This is a genomic window from Proteinivorax hydrogeniformans (assembly GCF_040515995.1).
Classification (GTDB): Bacteria; Bacillota; Proteinivoracia; order Proteinivoracales; family Proteinivoracaceae; genus Proteinivorax; species Proteinivorax hydrogeniformans.
In genome coordinates this window covers 1,643,360-1,662,350 of record NZ_CP159485.1, presented here as the reverse complement: position 1 = coordinate 1,662,350, position 18,991 = coordinate 1,643,360, and the positions used below count along the sequence as shown (strand labels likewise).

Sequence of the window (18,991 nt, the reverse complement as noted above, 5' to 3'; positions counted from 1 at the left end):
CTATGCTAGCTGTTTTGTACAAAGCTAAAGATCAGAAAGAGTTGTCAGGACAATATAAAGAAATTGATTTAGATAAAGAATTATTACCACTAGTTAAAAAAGCAAGGCTGCATGATAACTTTGAGGATATAAAAGTTATAATACATGAAGCATTAGATAAACTTGATACATTTGAAGAAGCTACTATTAAAAATAAATTGAATTCTATATTAGAAGGATAGCATCATAAGAGTTTTGAAGATGGAGTAAGCCACAGGCGAATAATGTTATTGGTATATGACTCGAAGAAGATTAGAGTTAGCCGGAGCAGCACTCCGGCTAACTACTGAAACTAAGTATGATTAAATCATAGGCAAGTAGGTGATTCGTTAATGAACTGGGAAGTATTAAAGTTCTTAATACCTGTAATAATTTCTTTTTTAGCCCTAGCATTGTCATTTGCTAATTATAAACAAGTAAAAAAAAGGTTGGAAGTTTGCATAGAAGACAAATTGATAAATGTAGGAAACGCATATGAAAACCATAATGAGTTTATATGTAAAAGACCGAAAGTTTTATTTAAAGGCAAAGCTTGTATTATTAAAATAGTTAACCCTTCGCCAAACGATATAGGATATTTTGATTTAAGAGTTATAGAAAAAAGTAATTCTTCTAATTATGAACGTTTACCTTATTTACATAAAAACTCATTTAAACTATATGATTCAAAAGTAGAGGATCTTTACTTTGAACATGATGGCGCTATAGCAAAATTAAATTACCCAAATTCCAGTTACGGAACCTTTAAGGCAAATACTTTCACACATCTTGATATAGCATTTGTGCCTGAAGCTAAAAAGAGTGAAATTCTCGTTTCTTTTAAAGTGGCAATACCTTCGGTTAGAAAGATAAAGAATGCAGGAATTAGGAGAAAGTATAGGTATTATGAGAAAGTATTTAAGTATGAAAGTAAATGTGATTGTAATTAAAAAAAGAGTAATAAAAGGGTTATTCACATTAAGACCTTGAGAAGGTCTACAGTTAGCGATTGGCCTTACGTTTGGTAAGACTATTCAACAATCTCAAAGAAAGTCAAAAATATCTTCTCATATAAGTGCTCTCTACTAACTGTATTCTCATTACGGGTGAATAAGATATAACCCAAATTAGCTAAAGCTTGCTTTTGTACACTGTCCATACCATGTATACATGAATAGCTTGATGCTATATCAAATATAGTTGCTCCAATTTCATGTAGGTTAATAGGTTGTTTTTTATCATTCACATTTTGAAGGATGTTTAACACTTTTCTTAAATCATTATCCGTGGATAATAGCGTTTCACACTGCATTTGTTCACCTTGATAATATACATTCAACAAAATAGGAACCTCCTTAAGGTTTTGATATATTTATATGCTTGCCTGAAGCGCTTAATAACTTTAAATAACTTATGAATGTATGCAGATTTTTGATATTTTTAAAAGATATGAATATAGTTTGTAAAACAAGAGATGTATGGGAAGTCAGGTAGAGGAGGGATAGAGTATGGAGGTAGCTTGGGAAGAAACAAAAATTGAGACCATAGATGATCTTATGCCTTTGCTTATGAAGCATGAGAAATGGAAAGAAGTTAATTTGTATGTTTTCAATGAAATTTTTTGTAATTGTAATCATGATGTTGCAAAGGTAAAGGATTTTCTTTTATTATCAGACTTTTATGAGCTAGTAGAGAACAATTTTGTTGCTATAAGTGAAAGTGAAAAAGATGTGAAAATGATACTTTCGATGTTTGGTTTAACTTTGTTTAGGTTAGGTGAAGATATTTTAAACAGTATCAAACTCTCTGACTTACTAAAAAGAGATAATAGAGAAAAGTTGGCAGTAGCAGAGGTAAGTTTTAGATCTAGCTTAATATGTGACCCTTTCATTATACAGTCGTATAAAGGTGCTATACTATGTGCAGTTTTATTTGACGACCAAAAATATATTGACAGCTATAAAAATGAGTTTAAGCGGCATATAGAAAAGAGTAAAGTAGAACAATTAGGGTCATTAAGTTATTTGCAACGAGCCTATCTAGAGGAAAATGAAGAGCAAAGAGAAGTTAAAACCATCATATATAAATTGATTAACTACCCCCATCATATTCATAAAGCCATAAAGATACTTGATGAAATAAAAGAAAGGTTTAGCGAATACAGTTATGCTTTTGAACTGGTTAACAATCAAGTTGACGATTTAATTAGGGAGAGACTTTCAGAGTATATTGATATGATAAACAATGGCACTGATACAAGAATGTGGATTTATGGCTTGGTCTCTAACATAGCGGGAGATTACGCAGAAAGTGGTCGATATCATCTACATAGAGGAGTTTTAAATCCCGTTGGTAGAGATCTACTGAAGATCTATGATGGAACCGTGGATTACTTATCAGATATGAAGTTTATATGCATTAAAAACGCAATATTACAAAAGAAACAAATAAGAAAAAATATAGAGAATATTGGATGATTATTCTGTTGCTTTATGGCAAGATTAACGAACAGAAATTATGGGGGAGAAGGGACTGCAATGGGGAAGGTTAAAAAGCAACACTATGTACCTCAGTTTTATTTAAGAAATTACTCGCACAATAGAAAAAATATTGGCATGTTTATGTTAGATTCAAAAAAACATGTAACAAACGCTTCGATAAAGAGTGTGGCGTATAGTAGATATCTTTATGGAAAAAATGGGGAGCTTGAGGGTAGATTGGGTAAGCTTGAGAGTATATGGGCACGAATAATTCGCAAACTTCTTTCATCAAAGGAACTTTATTATTTAACTAGAGAAGACTATAACAGCTTCTTAGAGTTTATTGCAGTTTCTCATTACAGGACAAAAAAAATTTCGGATAGACATAAATACTTATATGAGTTCATGGAAAAGATGGTTCCAGATGAGGGACTCAACAATGGTAATATTAAAAAAAGTGACTTTAAGGAATTTAAAGAAGTTCCAAGTAAGGTACCCATCGACATCGCGTTAAAAGAGGCAAAGCAACTTAGGGACTTAGGGATGATTTTATTATGTAACAAAACAAATCATCATCAGTTTATAACCTGTGATCACCCAGTTATATTTTACAATAAACTATACGTATCCAGAAACTATAGAATTGGCTATGGACTAGAAAACGCTGGAATCCAAATTTTTATGCCGTTAAGCTGCAATTATGTACTATGTCTCTTTGATCCGTATGTGTATGATTTTTTAGGTAATACACCGATATATAATATTAAATCAAAAAAAGAAGTTTCAGCATTAAATAAATTAGCAGTTGAAAATGCATATAATAAACTATTTTTCACTCGTGATACAAAAGAGTCTTATATTAGAGAGATTGTAAAAAGTAGAACAGAGCGAAGTTTGGAAGATAACTTGAGGACTTACAAGCAAGAAAATGGAAATGAGCTAGTTCATTTTACTTCTGGTAGTATTTATAAAAATCTAAATTTTAGTTTTTTAAGTATTAAAAAGAAATACATAAATGTTCCCTTACCTGACAATATGATGGGGCTTAGTAGAAAAAACCTTATGTATGATTTAAATTAAGTGGCTGCTTACTAACGGTATAAAAACAGTTATTTACATTACATAACAAAACTTAACTGAAATTGTAGTATCAAAGGTTCATTAAAGTTAATATGTATAAACTTCTGACCGCTGGTTATAATACTCACAAATAAATATAACGATATTTTTCTTTTCCCAAAGTCTGTTTTATGGGAAAAAAGGACCTTCCGTCGCTTAGACGGGGTCCTTTCGTCGTTTAAAGGGGGGACTTTACAAAGCTAAACAAGCAACTAAACAATTGAATAAAAGGACTTTGCAACCACTTTGCATAGCTAGGCAACAAGTGGGTGTGTTTGCTGTGCCCTAAACAAATTCAAGTATTAAAATCTATCCTTAAAATCAAAAGGAGGGTAAAATGGAAAAAAGTTGTGAAATCATCCCAAATTATACTGAACGTAACCTTGAGGTTTTAAATCTTTTTATAAGGAAATTAAAACTTGATGATAAGGGAGAGTTGACGATTAAAAAATACAAAGCATGCTTGGGGAGATTTTTAAGTGACTTAAGTGTGCCACTTGAAAAATTAAGACCAGAGCATGTACGTATTTGGCTGTCTATAAATTATGACGACAAAAAAGCTGCAACCTTCCACAGTGTGTTTTGGATTTTAAGTAGTTTTTTTAAATTCTGTTTAGCAAAAGGGTTTGTTGATAGGAGGTTAATAAAAAAACGTTGGCTACCTCCCACAGAAGACAGAATCATTAAATACCTCACTAGGTCTGAGCTAGCAGCTATAAATTATCATGCAGAAAAGTTGCCATTAAGAGAACGGGTAATAGTTGAGTTTTTGTTATCGTCAGGCTGTAGACAATTCGAAGCTCAAAATTTAAATAGAAAGGATATAGATATTAAAAATACTTCAGCTATTATAGAAGGAAAAGGTGATAAAACAAGAACAGTGTTCTTTTCAACCAAATGTGCACTTTTATTGCAGGAATACCTAAATAGTAGAACTGACGATGAAGAAGCTTTATTTATAAATATCTACGGAAAAAGAGCTTCTAAGTACATTTACTTTAAAGTCGTACGTAATTTAGGTAAAAGTGCTAGTTTGGATAAATCAATAAGTCCTCACACTCTAAGGCATACATATGCTACCCATATGTTAGCAAAAGGAAAATCAATTAATTTTATTTCCAAACAGCTCGGCCATGAAGATTTAAACACCACTAGAGTTTATGCAAAGATACTGACAGATGATGTGATCGACGAATATAACAGAGCAATGGGGTGGTAAAATTGAAAAAAACTAAAAGTATGATAAGCCTTTTTTTAAAAGAGTTTAATTATTATAGTGAAGCGACTAAAAAAAGCTATAGAATTTCTCTAAATCAATTTTTCACATTTTGTCCAAAAGAATTTGATAAAGTACAACCTGAAGATGTTGAAGATTGGCTTATATTTTTAAAAGATGAAGGACTTACAGGGAAAAGTAGAAGATTAAAACTTACTGCAGTTAGATCCTTTTATGAGTTCTTAGTAGAAGATGATTATCACTACATTAACCCTACTATTGGCATCGATGGACCTAAAGCTAAAAAAAATCCCCATGGTTACTTAGACGATGTAAAACTTGTTAGATTACTAGAAACTATAAAAGGTGACTTAAGACTACGTGCTCTTATAGAAACTTTAAGAGCTACAGGAGCGCGCATAACCGAAGCTTTAGAAATTAAAGTTGCCAAAGATAAAGATATCGACTGGGATAGAAAGGTTATTGCTATAAGAAAAGGTAAAGGAAAAAAAGAAAGGGAAGTGCCATTTACTAGAAAATGCGAAGCTTGGTTACGAAAGTATTTAAACAATAGAAAAGTTGAAAGTGAATATCTTTTTTGCAATAAAAAAGGAGAAAAACTTTCTTCAGACTATATCCATAAGCTCTGCAGAGAATACTCAGAAAAACTAGATTTTAAAGTCACACCCCATATGCTAAGGTACACCCTTGGTGCAACTTTAGAGTCAAAAGATGTTCCTATTCCTATTATTCAAACAATATTAGGCCATGAAAACATTAATACAACTAGCAATTATGCAGAGCTTAATGCAGAAGATAGGAAAAAGCAACATGAAAAATACACTAATGTATAAGGATGTGTAACCCATGGAAAATATTAGGCTTGTAGAAAATGAAATTGTATCAAAAAAAACTAGAGAAATTATAAATGAATATCTTTTGTATTTAGATAGTGGAAATAGGTCTAAACAAACTACTTTAAAATACTCATATGTCCTAGAAGATTTTTTTGGTGCAGTGGATAAAGCTATTAATGAGCTCGACGCTGAAGATGTATTGGAATATATTTATACGGGTTTAAAAGGGCTTAAAGATACAACCATTTCAGGGGTGTTATCTTCGCTTTCAGCCTTTTTTAAGTATTGCCAAAAAAAAGGTTATATAGAAAAAGAAAAAAAGCTCATTAAAAAAAGATGGAAACCTAAACTTAAAAAAGCTCTGCCAAGATCCATAACAGAAAGTAACTTTGCTAAACTAAGAGTTTATATACAAACACTACCTTTAAGGGATCGACTTTTGGTTGAGCTTACCTATGCTACAGCATGCAGAGTTGGGGAACTACAAAAAATAGATGTTGAAGATATAGATTTAGAAAATAGAACTATATCCATAACAGGTAAAGGAAATATAATGCGAAAGGCAAACTTTGACGTAACCTGCCAATTTTTACTTGACGAGTATTTAAAAAATCATCCTACTGAGAAAAAGCCCACTCCTCTTTTTTTAAGTAACCGCAATAAAAGACTCTCCAAAAGGGCAATAAGTCATATTTTCAAAAAAATTTCTGAGGATCTAGGTATAAAGCTAACACCTCACATGTTGCGGCATACACGAGCCACGGCACAATATGAGCAAGGAGCACCTATAAACTATATCAAAAATTTTTTAGGGCATAAAAGTATTAGTACAACTCTTATTTACACTAAAATCGGGATAAAAAGGTTAGATAAACTTTACAGAAAGTGTATGGAGTAGGAGGAAAAAAGATGAAAAATGCCGAAGAAGTAAATAGATACTTTAAAGAGCATAATCTTAGGTTTTCTAAACAAACTATAAAAACGTACAAATTTGTGGTTAACAAGTTTTTCTCTTTTTATAAAAAAGACTATGACAAAATAACTCAAAAAGATATAGAAAATTACATGCTTTACCTAAACAAAAAAGGGTTAAGCCCTGCCACACGTGCAAAAGAGTTAATTGCGCTTAGATCATTTTTTAACTTTTTACTAGAAGATGAACTAATAAAAAAAGATCCCACAAAAGGAATAGATAAACCTAAAATACCAGATACTTACCCAAGCTATTTAACAGATTTGGAAGTTTTAAAATTAAGAGAGATAGTTAAAGATACTAAAAAAAGAGCTATAATTGAAATCCTTTACGCAACTGGAGTTAGACCAAGCGAGCTTGTAAATATAAAACACAAGGATATAAACTGGAAACAAAAACAAATTAAAATACCAGAAGGTAAAGGAAAAAAAGAACGTACAGTTTACTTTAGAGAAGAATGCGCTCTATGGCTAAAAAAACACATAAAAGAAACTAAAGAAAAAAGTGAATATGTTTTTTTAAGTGATAGAAAAAGTAAGATTAGTAAGCGTACTGTCCAGCGTTACCTTGCAGACTACTCTAAAGAACTTGGATTTTTAGTAAATCCTCGCATTTTAAGGTATACCTTTGTTGTTCACATGGCTCAACAAGGCGCTCCCCTTGAAGATATTCGAATTCTTTTAGGACATGATGATATAGAGACAACATCAACTTATGCTAAACTTTATAATGAAGCCATAAAAAATACATATGATCAGTTTATGTAAAATAGGAATAAGGTTTTGCATAGATTTTAATATAAACGAAATTAAGGGTCTTATAGGTATCATTTTGTGTGTAAAAATTTACTGTATATATTAAATGTGTATAAAAGGAGGGTATATGTTGAGTAGAAAAAAGAAAATCATAATTTTAGCATTAGTAATATTTGCAGCAATAGCAGTTTATAACATTCCTGGGGAAAGGGCTAATATGATGGTTGTAGACATTATAGATAATCAGCATAAAGTTGAAAAAATAGAGATTCTAGAATTAGATGGTCAAGATTATATAATTGAAGAGGAGGAGTTAGTTGCCCAGATAATAGATAATTTTGGCCTAAATGGCATATCATCTTCGGACAGTTTAGAGGATTTATTGCAAGAAGAGTATTTTAAAATAAACTTTTATCTAGAAGGTGAGATTTTATTTTCACAGCAGATTTATAAGGTAGCTGTTGAAGATGGAAACCATAGGTCGTTATCTAAAATTAACCATGGATATGTCGCCTCAAAAATCAAAGGAGCTCCTAGGTTTTCATGGCTGAGAAACTCGTTTAATCTTGGAGTGCCCCATGAGGATGCAAATATTTTGGACTATGTGGTGGAATGAAACGACAGTAAGCAAAGCACAAACTATGCTGCTCTACTGCGGTTTAGTCCTACATCACTTCACATTTCTATTTAAGAAGTCTCTTTACCAAGAAAAGCTCCATACTTTTCCTCGTGTGTTTAAAATAATTAATGATAACCATTTAAAGTGGGGCTTACCACTGTCTAATTTGCTAGCTATGATTTTTGCTAACGACAAAAAACATACCGGTATCTTTTGACTGCGGTAAGGAGGAAAAGATAGGTGCTAGAAAGGGGCAGGAACTTTTGATATGTGCTAAACTATACCAAGATAAGATATTGAAACTACCTAATTGTTTTAGTATAGTATAAGATATATTTAAAAGATGGAGGAAACTATGAAATCGAATTTTAGATATTTACTTATTGCAGCGCTGGTAGCGGTAGATCAAGTTGTTAAGCTTATAGTTAGAAATTACCGGGGATCTGATGTCAATCTTATAGGGGACTTTATCTATTTTAGGCCCACCCACAACACATACTACTCGTGGTATAATTCTATGCTAGGTATTGAAAATACGAAGGCTTTTCATATAATCCTGACATCAGCAATATTAGTGCTAGCTATTTTACTTTTTAGATATGCTTATAATAGAAAAGGAAATAAGATTGAAACAAGGCTACTGGAGATATTTATGCTCTCTTTTAGATAGAGTGCTATGGGGAGGTAGCTTAGACTATATAGGTTTACGGGGATTTTTTGTTTTTGATCTAAAGGATGTCTACTTAACTACATTTCAGGTGTTGTTTTGGTTTTTTATTATTAAGAACTGGAAGTTTGTTAACAACGTAAGCGAAAAGAAAGTTGCTTTGGATTTTGTGCAATTTTTAAAAGGAAGTTAAGGGCAATAATGGCTGTCTTAAATTATCTAAAAGATAATTTAAGACAGCCATTATTTGTAAAGCTACCGAACGAACTACTGTATCTATGACCAAGCAGAATAAGCAAATTTGGAGTGAGTTTCAGACCCAGCATGTAGCTAATTTATACGTTTTCGCGGCCAATTGCTCTCAAAACCAGGCTCAGGTCAGTTCAGGGTTTGTCATTTACCTCTGGGCTACGGAGTTCCTCTGCTGCAGACAGCTTATCAGCACCCATCTTCGTTGTTGCAATTGCTAGCCCAGGCCAGTCACGTATTAGAAGATACGCTCCCGCCCTGGTCCATCAACTGCGCCTAGAATCTAGGCACTTCTAAGCAGTCTAGCCATTTGGGTCTCCTTATATGGTTACCAAAGTTGATTCCAACTTCTGACTTCCCACCTCTTACTACTGCTACAATACGCCCTGCCAGTAAATGACAAACCCTTCAGTAAGCCTAAGGGTAAAACCTATCGAACGAACTACTGTATCTATGACCAAGCAGAATAAGCAAATTTGGAGTAAGTTTCAGACCCAGCATGTAGCTAATTTATACGTTTTCGCGGCCAATTGTTTTTGGTAATGGTAATTAGTTAACTTCATCTCAAAGCCCGCCAAAGAACCTAGACCACAAGGGGCTAATAACAAATCCTTAATTGGCCACGGTAAACATAACGAAATAAGTTACATGCTTGGTCCAACCCCATTCATATTAGATAACCATTTAAGAAAGACCCTGTTAAAATGCAGCAGGAATGAGATATAGACACTGTTCTTTTAAAGTGTATATTATTAGTAAAATCTCCTGCAGTTTAACAAAAACCGTTTATTTGTAGACCAAGCAGAATAAGCAAATTTATAGCAAGCCCTTTGACCCGGCAGAGTAAGCAAGTTTATACGTTTTCGTGGCCAATTGCTCTCAAACCCATGCTCAGGTCAGTTCAGGGTTTGTCATTTACCTCTGGGCTACGGAGTTCCTCTGCTGCAGACAGTTTATCAGCACCCATCTTCGTTGTTGCAATTGCTAGCCCAGGCCAGTCACGTATTAGAAGATACGTTCCCGCCCTGGTCCATCAACTGCGCCTAGAATCTAGGCACTTCTAAGCAGTCTAGCCATTTTGGTCCCCTTATATGGTTACCAAAGTTGATTCCAACTTCTGACTTCCCACCTCTCACTACTCACAAGCATTAATTTCTGGCCATTTGTCCAACCTCTTACTTCTCACCTCATACTACTAGTACTAATCCGCCCTGCCAGTAAGTGACAAACCCTTCAGTAAGCTTAAGCGGTAAAACTTATCGAAGAACTACTGTATCTATGACCAAGCAGAATATGCAAATTTGGAGTAAGTTTCAGACCCAGCATGTAGCTAATTTATACGTTTTCGCGGCTAATTGTTTTTGTTAATGGTAATTAGTTAACTTCATCTTAAAGCCCGCCAAAGAACCTAGACCCAAGGGGCTAATAACAAATCCTTAATTGGCCACGGTAAACATAACGAAATAAGCTACATGCTTGGTCCAACCCCATTCATATTAGGTAACCATATAGGAAAGCCCCTGCTTTTTCCACTTTCCACCCATCTTCTATCTAACTGGTTTTCTAGGGTAGAGGGGGCATTCCCTAGAATAAGCAGCCAGTATTTTTTTTCTTGACGTCATTCTGAGCTTGCCGAAGAATCTAGCCCAAAGGGCGCAGGACTCACGAAAAACTCAAACTCATGACTCAGGGTTAAGCGTAGCAGGTAATTCATTGCCTACGGACATCGAAGCCCAAATGGTTTCCACTTCTAACTTACCACTTCTCACTACTGCTACAATACGCGCTACCAGCAAGCGACTAACCCTTCAGTAGGCAAAAGCGATACATCTTTAAAACTTCTAATCTTAATATTTGTTCATATAATATAAAAAGGAGGGAAACTTATGTTTTTAAGATTTTTGGTTTTTTGTGTAATTGTCAGCCTACTACTTACATCGAGTTTTTATCTGTTTTATTTAAGTGAGTTAACTGCATCTCTTTTCTTCTTACTAATCGGAGGATATTTTTTTGGAAAGATCTGTTTTAAGCAGCTAAAACAAAAAAGACATGCTTTAGAGTTTAAAAGTAAAATTCCCGATCCTTTTATAATTACACTTACTACTATATGGTTTGGGATAGTTGCTGCAAGAAATTTGTTTTCGAATATTACTTCTGGGACAGAACATGCTTTTGAATGGACGTTTTCCATTATGATAATAGGGTTATTTTTGTATTTATTTCAGGACAAAGAAATTTATACTAACGGGATTAGCACTAGGGGTAACTTTTATAAATGGGAAGACATTGAAAGTATAATTGTTAATAAAAAGTCGCCTGAGTTTATAATATGCTTAAAAAACAAATCTGGTCTTAGAAGTAAACAAGTCAGGGTATCTGTAAAACATGAAGAATATGAAAAAACTATTGAGAAGTTAAAAGAAGATGTTATGATAAATACATAGGAAGCCCAATGTGTCTTTTGCAAGACTTACAAAGTTTAGTTAGTAAAAATGACTGAGCCACAATTGGCTCAGTCATTTTTACTAAACGTATATATCACACTAATCTCTTACATAAACCCCTCTATTTAAACCATCCTTTATGGCAGAGCGTATTTTGTTTCCTCTTAGAGTGGCTGAGGTAAAGCCGTCGATATCTTCTGCAAGATTTCCTGGTTCATAGAGTTCTTCTAAAGCTTCGTTAATATCTGTTCCTTGGATGGATTCTAGTACTTGTTGATGCTGCTCTCCTAGTGATTGAATCGTCTCATCGTCAGCTTCTAGATAGTCTTGGTTGCTGTAAAACAGACGCCTAAAGTTTATGCTTTCTATTGTGTTATCATTTAAAGAAAACTGGACATTTACCTGGACTTCATCTCGGTCTATAAACACCCCTCTATAAGTTCCATCTTCATAGTCATCAACTATCGGCGTGGTTTGATTTTCTTCAGCTCCTTGTTGTGGAGCTCCCGGCTGACACCCGATTAACAAAAATACTAAAATAAACAATGAAAAAAATTTCATGCTTTATGTTGATACCTCCCTAAATTTCTATAGGTGACTGCAAATTTTACGATCGATGTAAAAGTTTTTGGGGAAATAATTTTGCAATTACCTATTAATACTATATCTTTAGTATGGTCGTTTTAAAAACAAACTATGTATAACACAAATAAGCAGATAGCTAAAACTTGAAAGCACATTTTTTCAGTCTAAGATGGAATGAAAAAGTTTATGAGAAAGTTGAAAAATAAGGAGGAGTTATAATTTTCTGTAAAGAATAGTAATGTATATGGAAAATATAGGACATAAGAGAAAAGGAGATCTAAGGTATTAAATTTATAGTTATTAGTAAAGGGTAAAAAATTTTAAAATTACAATGGGGAAAAAGGGGGATTTATTATGGAAAGTTATTATACAAAGGAAAAAATATTTAATTTAGTTGGAGTTGTACTGGCTTTTCTGTTTTTGTTTAAAGGCTGGCATTTGACATTCCACCCTATAGTGATAATTGCTATTTTAGCGATTAGAGAGGTGACAATGACAGAAACAAGAAAGAAAGTATTACAGCTACTATTTGTGTTATTACTTGGCGTCATTTTTATAGGGTACTTTGAGTTTTTATCAGTTATACTCTTAGCATCTTATGTGATTTATAATATATACCTAGCAGCCAGTAAAGAAATTGAAGTGACAGATATTAGTAGATTGCAGACGGTGCTACTGGCCTGCTTGCTTTTTTTAGGATATATATTACAGTATCAATATTTTACTATCCATTATTTTGAATACGTAATGCTGATATTCTTTACTGCCTTTTTGATTTATAATATGTATTTAAGTTCTACTACTTATAAATACAGAAATATTGCCATATTGGGGTTAATAGTATTTGTGTTAATGTCAGCTCATATATATATCATTAACAGCAGAGTTTTAAAAGACGCTAGTTTAAACAGAGTTATACATGAATTATACGATTCTAGGTTTATCGGCGCAGATACAAAGATAGCTGAAAGTAGCCCTGACCTAGAAAGGCTAGACTATTTAGTTGTCTCTAGGGATTTATTATATAGCGTAAATAGTTTGCAGGGAGTTGAGAATTTCCCTAATATATGGGAGGTTCGGTTAGATGGACAGGATAAATTGACCAGTTATGAAGAGTTAGCAGCTTTAGATAATTTAACAAGCCTAAGAATATATGAACCTCACCCAAAATTTGAGATAGAGGATTTGCCTGTTTTGAGTAATTTAGAGAAGCTAAAGTATAGGGATGCTTTAACTGATGTTGAGATTGAGTTATCAAATTTTCCAAACTTAAAAAGTCTTACTTTTTCTGAAGGGTTGGATGCAAAAAATAGAGTGCGAGACGGTTCTCTAACCATAGATATTAGGCAAAACCCACTAATTGAAACTATTAGCATAAGATCATATACAAATAACGAGATTGAGATTGTAGGGCTTAAAGAAGCCGAGAATTTAAAGGAGGTTTCTATTTCGTATTATAATTTCAAGGATGAAAGTAAATTAAAGCAGGTTGAACAGTATAAAGAGGAAATTAGAAAGCTAAGACCAGATATTAAGGTAAGATAGCCAGTTAATTTTAGTGTTAAAAATTAAAAAAAGGGGAGTTTATAATGGAGTTAAAGGAAAAGATGCTTTATGTTTTTGGGGCGCTCGTAGTGTTACTTTTAATAATAAATCAGCAATGGATGACTATTTTAAATCCAGCCTTTATATTGGGGTTTATCTTTATTAGAGAAGCTATTTTAAATGAAAATGGCAAAATACAAGCCATATTATTTGTAACTTTACTAGCGATAGGTAGAATTGTTGCTGAATATCATTTCCAAGCAGTCTTTTATTTTGAGTATATTTTGATAGCATTTTTTATGGGATGCATAATCTATAATATTTATAAGAGCTCATCAGCTAAAAGATTCAGAAATGTTACAGCGTTAGTAGTCATAGTAGCGTTACTTATGGCTTCTAATATCTATGTTAGCGCTTATATGGAAAGTCAAAGAGTGTTCAAAGATGCAAATCTTCAGAGGATAGTATCTGATGCTTATGAAGATAGATTTATAGATGCAGATATTGAATTAGAGGAAGGAAGTTCTGACTTAGAAAGGATTGATCATCTAAACATAACGGGGAGAACGGTAAGAAGCTTAGAAGGAATCGAACACTTGCCTAGTTTATGGGAATTGGGGATTTTAGGGCAAAACAGGTTACTTGATTATAGCGAGCTTGCAAAACTTGAGAATTTGAAAAGGTTGACTATAACTGATCCGCATCCAGATTTTAACCTTTCAGATCTTCCAAAGCTAGAGAATTTAGAGTGGCTTACGGTAAGGCAACACTCCTTGGGTAATCAAGAAGATGAAATTATAGAACTTTCAAACTTTCCTAATTTAACAAGGTTAAGCATAGATGACGATTTGTTTAATGAAAGTGAGCCATTAACGATAGACATAACAGAAGCTCCGCATCTTGAAGATTTAAGTGTTTATAATACAACTAAAATAGTAGGGTTAGAAGAAGCGGAAAACTTAGAAAGAATATCGATCCGTGGTATTTATAATCAAGCAGAAGTAGAACAATATAAGGATGAAATTAGAAAATTGAGACCGGATATAGAGGTGAGGTAAAGCAGGGTTAGACTAAAAACTTACTGTTATGGGGGACTTTAGGGGGGAGAAGGTTGTAAACATGGTAGTTGCTGCTAACAACGGCTCTATGGATGAAGAGATTATTTGGACTTGGTCTAGCTATGCTTTAATAGAGGAGTTTTTAAAGGGAATATTTAACATAATAGAGGATTAACCTAATAGATTTGATAAAGAATTGAAAGAAGTGAGGTAAGTGCAAAGAAAAATATTGTTTTGTGATGTTATACTAGGCATATTATCTATAATAACTTTTGGCACAGTATTAGCGGCTGATGAAATGTATAGATTTATGCATAATGACCATGACGCACTTGTTGTCGGACAGATAATGGAGATTACGGATAATCAAATTGTTGTCGGTGTAGAAAAGCAGATTATAAGTGCAAAAGAAATAAATATAGCTGCGCCTAGAAAGCAGGCACCTATAGAAAATCTAGTAACATTAGATAAGGTTAAGGAATATAATTTGTTTGAAGGTGTTGCTGAAAAAAACCTCAAAAAGGAGATTTAGTATTGGCTTCTCTTTTTAAAAAAGGGGATACGTTTGAGGTAGCCTGGGTTTTTTACAGGGTTGACTCTGCTGATTATAAAACGTTAAATGTTCTCTACCATGAAGGCGCATCTATATATGCAAAGATGGATGCTGCTGCTATAAAAGAATTTGTGAACAGCGATGGGACAGAAACTAATTTTAGTTTTGATGGACAAAAAGGAAAGGTATATTTAGATGAGGAACTTATTTTTAAAGCTGACGCAGCTGCAGAAGTAGAGGAGGCTGTTGCTAAAAGTAACAGCTACACAAGGGAAAATGGATTAAATAAGGGGCTTTATGCCAGTATAAGTTTAGCCTTGCTTTTTTTAATTATTGGTGGATATATTTGGTGGAGGTAAGCTTTGCTAAACAACGTCTTACTATAGACTTACAGAATTAATAGAAAAGAGATAAGCTTAACAAGAAATGATATGACAAAAGTCATATCATTTTGTTTATATAGGCACTACCGGTAGTGGCAAAGCTGGTATAAAATGTGAATATAACTAAGAGGAGAAAGAGGAGGGAGACAGTATTATGGTTTTGCAATGTCAGGACGTTGTTAAAAGATATAAGGAAAGTTTAGCCTTAGATAATGTAAGCTTAAATATTAAAGAGGGTAGCATATTCGGTTTGTTAGGACCCAATGGTGCAGGAAAAACATCGTTAATTAACTGTATTGTCGGACTTATTCAAAAAGATAAGGGGTCCATTTATGTGTTTGGCAGTGACTTGAGCAAAAATGGAAATGACATAAAAAAGAAAATTGGTATCGTGCCCCAAGAAATCGCTGTTTACCGTGACCTAACAGCTTATGAAAATGTAGCTTTTTTTGCAAAGTTATATGAAGTAGATAAAAGAGAGATTAAGGCAAGGGTCGAGGAAGCTTTAGAGTTTGTAGGTCTTTTAGACAAAAAAGATCAATTTAGCAAGACCTTTTCCGGTGGGATGAAGCGAAGGCTTAACATAGCCTGTGCTATAGCTCATAGTCCTAGACTTATCATAATGGATGAACCAACCGTGGGTATAGATCCACAGTCTAGGGAGTTAATTCTGCAGTCTGTTAAAACTTTGAACAAAAGAGGATCTACGGTAATTTACACATCACACTATATGGAAGAGGTAGAAAAAATATGTGATGACATCGCTATTATGGATCATGGTAGAGTGATAGCTAGAGGCAGTAAAGAGGAGCTTATTGCATCCATTGAGTTTCAACAAGTCGTAGAAATTAAGGTAGATAAAGTCACCGAGGAGTTGTTGACAAATCTAAGAGATGTTCAAGGAGTTCTAGAGGCTAATGAGGACAAGGGCAAAATTACTGTAACATGTTCAAAAAATAACGATCTGGTTAGCAAAATCATTGAAGCAGTTACTAACAGCGGTGGAAAGGTAACTGCACTAAGCGTTGAAAAACCAAACCTTGAAGGGGTATTTTTAACGCTAACCGGTCGATCTCTTAGAGATTAGAGGTGGTGCTAATTATGAAGATATTTACAATTGCTTACTATACATGTTTGCGAAATTTAAGAGATAGAAGCTCTTTAATGCTGATGGTTGCTTTTCCTATTTTGTTAATCTTAATTTTGGGAAATGCCTTACAAAGCGACTTTGAAGTACGCCAAATAGATACTGTTAAGGTTTCTGTATTAAATGAAGAAAAAACTTATTTAGGTGAGGCATTTGAGCAGTTTATAAGCACGGTTGAAAAGGAAGAGTTGATAAGTGTCGATGAGGTATACAGTTATGATGAGGGAATAAATAAAATAGAAAGCGGAGATAAATTTGCATTTATACACTTGCCAGCGCATTTAGAAGAGGGTAGGATTAACACATATTCAATGCATGAACAAGGGCTTAACTATACTATATTTACCAATATAATGAATTCCTTTATAAAAGGTGCAAATACAACTTATGCTATGAATGTAATAGCTGATGGTCAGCTTCAACATTACCAGCATTTTGAGGGAGACATTGATTCTGTTTATCTCGGTGATGATTTTAAGCCACCGTCTGCCATGGATTACTATGGTATAACGATGCTTATAATGACGTTAATGTGGGGCTCTTTATATGCTAATGAATATATGCAGGAATATAAGAATGAAACCATAGGTTCTAGGTTAAGGACCTCTCCTATAAAAGATATTGAAATTATATCTGGTAAACTCCTAGCTACACTACTGACATTGATGGTTCAGGGCACTATTATAATTATTTTTACAAAATTTTCTTTTGGAGTGAACTGGGGTGATAACCTCCATATGATTTTTGTAGCTATGCTGTTTTTTAGCATCATGACAATAAGCTTGGGTATTTTAAACTTTTTTATGGCAGCTAAAGACGGCGGGGCAAGTCCGGTGACATTTTTAAATTTATTTGTTATGGTTTCGACTTTTTTAAGTGGGGGATTTATTCCAATTCAAAACCCTGGCGGCATTTTAAGCTTTATGAGAGTTTTATCGCCTAACTACTATGGACAAAACTTATTGTTTGAAAGTATTTACAGTCCAAACCCTTATTATTTACGCTCCTTTGTTGGATTGTTAATTATAACAGCGGTGTTTATTACGCTGGCGCTTATAGCTAAAAAAAGGAGGGAGCTTAAGTGAGTATCTTTATATCTAACTTTAAAAGACTAAAAAGAAAAGGTAAATCATTTATTTTTATGTTGCTCTTTCCTATTATTTGGCTAACTGCCATCTCGTTAATTTTTTCGGGATCCTTCCAAGGAATTAACATTGCAGTTGTTGACTATGATAACACGCAGCTTAGTAAGGCTTTAATAGCTAGCTTGGAAGAAGAAAACAATGTGATGTATGTAAATGAACGGGAAATACAAAGCCATCTTGTAAGACGGGAAGCTGATTATGGCATTGTAATACCAAAAGGCTATAAAAATAGCATTTTAGCAGAAGAGGATATGAGCTTAACAGCTTATAAAGGTGTAGAACCTTATGTAGCTATAACCGCTGAAATGACAATCCAAAATTTTATATCAGGCGCTAAAAACATAGCAAAGGCTGCAGAGGACTCGCAGCAGTTTAACAAAGGTATGGAGGAGCTGGGATCAGGAAACTACAGTTATACCATAACAAGACCTGAGCAATCTGAGGAAATACCACTTTGGGGGATTTTCTCTGCCATAGGTTTTTTAGTTATGGGGATGCTTTTCCTATCAACTAATACAACATCACTAATTATGGAGGATAGAAAGACCCTTACCTTTAATAGGATAGCTACTTCACCTTTATCGATAAAAAGTTATATGCTACAAAATTTATTAAGTTTTTGGGTTATTTCTTTGTTTCAGGTGCTGCTAACTTTTGTGATAATATCGCAGATTTTTAACATAAGCTTAGGCCAGTCGCCTTTTATGTTATATGCATTTTTCGCTTTATTTTCTGTGGTTTCTATAGCCTTTGGTATAGCTATAACCAGTGTTTCAAAAAATGTAGCGCAAACCGATGTGCTAGCAAACTTTTTAATTGTTCCAATGGCAATGCTTGGAGGAGCGTTTTGGCCTTATGAAATGATGCCCCAAGTTTTGCAACAAATAGGCCTTTTTCTACCAACTTACTGGGCAATAGACGGAGCTAGTCAAATTGTTATTGGGGCCACTTTTATGGAAATAATGCCTAATATTATAGTGCTGACACTATTTGCTTTAATATTTTTCCTAATTGGAGCAAAGAAAAAAGGCTTAAGCAATATAGAGGAATAAATAAAAGGTCTAGTTGAGTTTTAGCCAACTAGACCTTTATTAATAACTGATGTACGATGCGATATAGTAAAGATAAGCTTGGGACTTTACCAGGTTGATATTTAATGATAAATTATAAATAAAAGG

Annotated in this window: 20 protein-coding genes; 18 read left to right on the top strand and 2 right to left on the bottom strand. The window is 33.7% G+C overall.

Annotated features, from left to right (window positions below; all coding sequences use genetic code 11):
• Window positions 1–2 precede the first annotated feature (2 nt).
• Together PRVXH_RS07990 and PRVXH_RS07985 are read left to right on the top strand one after the other, a co-directional pair.
• Window positions 3–221: a hypothetical protein gene (locus PRVXH_RS07990; RefSeq protein WP_353892263.1), complete on the top strand. Its 219-nt coding sequence runs from the start codon at window positions 3–5 to the stop codon at window positions 219–221.
• Between the two features lie 150 nt (window positions 222–371).
• Entirely contained in the window at window positions 372–968 is a 597-nt protein-coding gene (locus tag PRVXH_RS07985; protein WP_353892262.1) for a hypothetical protein, read from the top strand.
• Window positions 969–1,048: 80 nt separating this feature from the next.
• On the opposite strand, the gene PRVXH_RS07980 is transcribed toward PRVXH_RS07985, so the two are convergent.
• Window positions 1,049–1,360 carry a hypothetical protein gene (locus PRVXH_RS07980; protein ID WP_353892261.1) on the bottom strand — a complete coding sequence of 104 codons (312 nt, stop codon included), beginning with the start codon at window positions 1,358–1,360 and terminating at the stop codon, window positions 1,049–1,051.
• Window positions 1,361–1,526: 166 nt separating this feature from the next.
• On the opposite strand from PRVXH_RS07980, the gene PRVXH_RS07975 reads away from it, so the two are divergent.
• The 9 genes from PRVXH_RS07975 to PRVXH_RS07935 all read left to right on the top strand — a co-directional run bounded on the left by PRVXH_RS07975 (window position 1,527) and on the right by PRVXH_RS07935 (window position 11,397).
• Complete coding sequence (locus tag PRVXH_RS07975; RefSeq protein WP_353892260.1) at window positions 1,527–2,495, top strand: hypothetical protein; 969 nt, start codon at window positions 1,527–1,529, stop codon at window positions 2,493–2,495.
• Between the two features lie 60 nt (window positions 2,496–2,555).
• Window positions 2,556–3,578: a DUF4238 domain-containing protein gene (locus PRVXH_RS07970; protein ID WP_353892259.1), complete on the top strand. Its 1,023-nt coding sequence runs from the start codon at window positions 2,556–2,558 to the stop codon at window positions 3,576–3,578.
• Window positions 3,579–3,954: 376 nt separating this feature from the next.
• A complete protein-coding gene (locus tag PRVXH_RS07965; protein ID WP_353892258.1) occupies window positions 3,955–4,836 on the top strand; it encodes a tyrosine-type recombinase/integrase in 882 nt (293 codons plus the stop codon).
• Between the two features lie 2 nt (window positions 4,837–4,838).
• Window positions 4,839–5,687, top strand: a complete 849-nt coding sequence (locus PRVXH_RS07960; RefSeq protein ID WP_353892257.1) for a tyrosine-type recombinase/integrase — start codon at window positions 4,839–4,841, stop codon at window positions 5,685–5,687.
• 13 nt (window positions 5,688–5,700) lie between these two features.
• Window positions 5,701–6,588, top strand: coding sequence for a tyrosine-type recombinase/integrase (locus tag PRVXH_RS07955; RefSeq protein WP_353892256.1), 888 nt, complete (start codon window positions 5,701–5,703; stop codon window positions 6,586–6,588).
• Window positions 6,589–6,599: 11 nt separating this feature from the next.
• The gene (locus tag PRVXH_RS07950) at window positions 6,600–7,430 is read left to right on the top strand and encodes a tyrosine-type recombinase/integrase (protein WP_353892255.1); all 831 of its coding nucleotides are present in this window, start codon (window positions 6,600–6,602) and stop codon (window positions 7,428–7,430) included.
• Window positions 7,431–7,548: 118 nt separating this feature from the next.
• Entirely contained in the window at window positions 7,549–8,034 is a 486-nt protein-coding gene (locus PRVXH_RS07945; RefSeq protein WP_353892254.1) for a hypothetical protein, read from the top strand.
• 358 nt (window positions 8,035–8,392) lie between these two features.
• Window positions 8,393–8,707, top strand: a complete 315-nt coding sequence (locus PRVXH_RS07940) for a signal peptidase II (RefSeq protein ID WP_353892253.1) — start codon at window positions 8,393–8,395, stop codon at window positions 8,705–8,707.
• A 2,132-nt stretch (window positions 8,708–10,839) separates the two neighbouring features.
• Window positions 10,840–11,397, top strand: a complete 558-nt coding sequence (locus tag PRVXH_RS07935) for a hypothetical protein (protein WP_353892252.1) — start codon at window positions 10,840–10,842, stop codon at window positions 11,395–11,397.
• 99 nt (window positions 11,398–11,496) lie between these two features.
• On the opposite strand, the gene PRVXH_RS07930 is transcribed toward PRVXH_RS07935, so the two are convergent.
• A complete protein-coding gene (locus tag PRVXH_RS07930) occupies window positions 11,497–11,958 on the bottom strand; it encodes a hypothetical protein (protein WP_353892251.1) in 462 nt (153 codons plus the stop codon).
• Between the two features lie 378 nt (window positions 11,959–12,336).
• Here PRVXH_RS07930 and PRVXH_RS07925 point away from each other — a divergent pair, with 378 nt between their 5' ends.
• The 7 genes from PRVXH_RS07925 to PRVXH_RS07895 all read left to right on the top strand — a co-directional run bounded on the left by PRVXH_RS07925 (window position 12,337) and on the right by PRVXH_RS07895 (window position 18,865).
• Window positions 12,337–13,527, top strand: a complete 1,191-nt coding sequence (locus PRVXH_RS07925) for a hypothetical protein (RefSeq protein ID WP_353892250.1) — start codon at window positions 12,337–12,339, stop codon at window positions 13,525–13,527.
• A gap of 44 nt (window positions 13,528–13,571) precedes the next feature.
• Window positions 13,572–14,585 (top strand): hypothetical protein, encoded by a 1,014-nt coding sequence (locus tag PRVXH_RS07920; protein WP_353892249.1) that lies wholly within the window; start codon window positions 13,572–13,574, stop codon window positions 14,583–14,585.
• Between the two features lie 214 nt (window positions 14,586–14,799).
• Window positions 14,800–15,117: a hypothetical protein gene (locus tag PRVXH_RS07915; protein ID WP_353892248.1), complete on the top strand. Its 318-nt coding sequence runs from the start codon at window positions 14,800–14,802 to the stop codon at window positions 15,115–15,117.
• A 2-nt stretch (window positions 15,118–15,119) separates the two neighbouring features.
• Entirely contained in the window at window positions 15,120–15,497 is a 378-nt protein-coding gene (locus tag PRVXH_RS07910; RefSeq protein WP_353892247.1) for a hypothetical protein, read from the top strand.
• Between the two features lie 175 nt (window positions 15,498–15,672).
• Window positions 15,673–16,608, top strand: coding sequence for an ABC transporter ATP-binding protein (locus PRVXH_RS07905; protein WP_353894562.1), 936 nt, complete (start codon window positions 15,673–15,675; stop codon window positions 16,606–16,608).
• 14 nt (window positions 16,609–16,622) lie between these two features.
• A complete protein-coding gene (locus tag PRVXH_RS07900; RefSeq protein ID WP_353892246.1) occupies window positions 16,623–17,753 on the top strand; it encodes an ABC transporter permease in 1,131 nt (376 codons plus the stop codon).
• On the top strand, window positions 17,750–18,865 hold the full coding sequence (locus PRVXH_RS07895) for an ABC transporter permease (protein ID WP_353892245.1): 1,116 nt from the start codon (window positions 17,750–17,752) through the stop codon (window positions 18,863–18,865). The genes PRVXH_RS07900 and PRVXH_RS07895 overlap by 4 nt, the downstream gene beginning before the upstream one ends.
• The last annotated feature ends 126 nt before the right edge of the window (window positions 18,866–18,991 follow it).

Coding starts and splice junctions, on each gene's coding strand:
- PRVXH_RS07940 (WP_353892253.1), top strand. CDS start 8,393: ATGAAATCGAATTTTAGATATTTACTTATTGCAGCGCTGGTAGCGGTA.
- PRVXH_RS07985 (WP_353892262.1), top strand. CDS start 372: ATGAACTGGGAAGTATTAAAGTTCTTAATACCTGTAATAATTTCTTTT.
- PRVXH_RS07930 (WP_353892251.1), bottom strand. CDS start 11,958: ATGAAATTTTTTTCATTGTTTATTTTAGTATTTTTGTTAATCGGGTGT.
- PRVXH_RS07925 (WP_353892250.1), top strand. CDS start 12,337: ATGGAAAGTTATTATACAAAGGAAAAAATATTTAATTTAGTTGGAGTT.
- PRVXH_RS07935 (WP_353892252.1), top strand. CDS start 10,840: ATGTTTTTAAGATTTTTGGTTTTTTGTGTAATTGTCAGCCTACTACTT.
- PRVXH_RS07970 (WP_353892259.1), top strand. CDS start 2,556: ATGGGGAAGGTTAAAAAGCAACACTATGTACCTCAGTTTTATTTAAGA.
- PRVXH_RS07990 (WP_353892263.1), top strand. CDS start 3: ATGCTAGCTGTTTTGTACAAAGCTAAAGATCAGAAAGAGTTGTCAGGA.
- PRVXH_RS07955 (WP_353892256.1), top strand. CDS start 5,701: ATGGAAAATATTAGGCTTGTAGAAAATGAAATTGTATCAAAAAAAACT.
- PRVXH_RS07975 (WP_353892260.1), top strand. CDS start 1,527: ATGGAGGTAGCTTGGGAAGAAACAAAAATTGAGACCATAGATGATCTT.
- PRVXH_RS07920 (WP_353892249.1), top strand. CDS start 13,572: ATGGAGTTAAAGGAAAAGATGCTTTATGTTTTTGGGGCGCTCGTAGTG.
- PRVXH_RS07900 (WP_353892246.1), top strand. CDS start 16,623: ATGAAGATATTTACAATTGCTTACTATACATGTTTGCGAAATTTAAGA.
- PRVXH_RS07965 (WP_353892258.1), top strand. CDS start 3,955: ATGGAAAAAAGTTGTGAAATCATCCCAAATTATACTGAACGTAACCTT.
- PRVXH_RS07950 (WP_353892255.1), top strand. CDS start 6,600: ATGAAAAATGCCGAAGAAGTAAATAGATACTTTAAAGAGCATAATCTT.